2 protein-coding genes are annotated in these 1,486 nt (G+C 53.8%); both read left to right on the top strand.

Going from position 1 to position 1,486, the window contains the following annotated elements:
- Nucleotides 1-281 precede the first annotated feature (281 nt).
- A complete protein-coding gene (locus AB7C87_RS24135) occupies nucleotides 282-872 on the top strand; it encodes a DUF7342 family protein (protein WP_369732096.1) in 591 nt (196 codons plus the stop codon).
- Nucleotides 873-876: 4 nt separating this feature from the next.
- Complete coding sequence (locus AB7C87_RS24130; RefSeq protein ID WP_369732095.1) at nucleotides 877-1,341, top strand: toxin-antitoxin system TumE family protein; 465 nt, start codon at nucleotides 877-879, stop codon at nucleotides 1,339-1,341.
- The last annotated feature ends 145 nt before the right edge of the window (nucleotides 1,342-1,486 follow it).

The raw sequence follows: 1,486 nt of genomic DNA, 5'->3' as shown, positions 1-1,486 counted from the left end.
CAGCAAGTCCTTGTCGCCCGAAGAATTATCTTAGCAAACGTGGTTTGTTCAGCCAGCAGAATTTCCATAGGTGAATATAGAGCATGAGTGCAGCACGCTGACTCTGTTTGTTTCACGCAGAGGTTGATGAACGACCGGCTCACTACACGTGCGGACTGTACAGAAATTATTATGAGTCGTATTCAGTGTGACAGTATGTAATTTTGCGAAAGTAGCACTACCTAGGAGGAATATGGCGCCTACCCGGAGGTATTATATTACTACAAACCGAACGAGTGAGTATGGCTGAGCCCCGGTCGCCCGATCCGTACGACGATATCAACGAGGCAGTGAGAACGGAATGGGAGGCGGAAACAACTCCTGCGGAACGCGTCAAGGACGTCATCCGTCACACGTACGACCCAGTGACTGCTGGTGCGGTCGCGGATGACGCACAAACGACGACGAAGACCGCGCGGAAGCACCTGGAAACGCTGGCAGAAGACGGATTCGTCACCACGACCCAAGGAAAACACGGCGCGACACTCTACCAGCGATCGAACGAGTCTCTGATCACCGAACACGCCAATAGACTTCTTTCTGAACGTTCAGTTGAGGAGCTCACTACTCGCGTTGCGGAGATGCAAGAGGAGATCCACGAGTATCGGGAGACGTACGGCGTTGATTCACCTGAGGAGCTCGCGGTCCGTCTCGGGAGCGAAGCACTCGACAATTCTGACCCTGATGCGCGCGTGGATAGGTCCGTGGTGACGGAGTGGCAGACAACGCGTCGGAATTTAGCCTTCGCTAATGCCGCCGTGTCGATCGGAAAGGCAACTGATTACATCGCTGGAGGCCGTTCAAACTCGACACCAGCGGTCAACTCACAGTAGTGAAATGGCGGACGACGACGTTGCTCACCGGCTTCGAGGAGCGATTGACGGCGACGTACTATTCACGATTCGTGATGAGTTCACTCAACAGGCACCCCTAGCAACGGCGACAGTTGACGATATCGTCAGTCCATCAGTACTGATGGTGAAGTTATCCGACGGTCTACAGGACGACTCCACTGGCCGATTCGATATTCAATGGACAACTGAGGGCGACTACAAATTCCACTACACAGAAGCCGATCTTGATTTTCGGTGGGGTCACCACCCACACGGAGACGACTACAACGTTCAAGGGGACGCGCATTTTCACCCGCCGCCGGACGCATCAAACCATCCAAACGATGTCGAACATTCGTGCTTCACCGTCCATCACCCGAAGTTAGTCGCCAGAGGGGTGCTCAAGAACTGGCACGCAGCGTACCACGATGGCCTCGACGAGTTGAACCGTCCTGAATACACCGGGTAACCACTCGGAAATCTTGATGAGCAGTGAACCGTTCTCTCGAAATCCATCCTGGGAAGAGCGGTACCTACACCACCTGTACTGACTCGATGGAAATTCTGCTAACCCATGAGAGCGTGAATCAAGCATGGGACGCAAGAGACCGACG

This window comes from Natrarchaeobius versutus, assembly GCF_041205745.1.
Taxonomy (GTDB): domain Archaea; phylum Halobacteriota; class Halobacteria; order Halobacteriales; family Natrialbaceae; genus Natrarchaeobius; species Natrarchaeobius versutus.
The sequence above is the reverse complement of the archived record's forward strand: the minus strand, read 5'-3'. Positions and strand labels throughout refer to the sequence as shown.

Bases quoted from the DNA above. Each gene is read 5' to 3' on its own strand.
- AB7C87_RS24135 (WP_369732096.1), top strand. From the start codon at position 282: ATGGCTGAGCCCCGGTCGCCCGATCCGTACGACGATATCAACGAGGCA.
- AB7C87_RS24130 (WP_369732095.1), top strand. From the start codon at position 877: ATGGCGGACGACGACGTTGCTCACCGGCTTCGAGGAGCGATTGACGGC.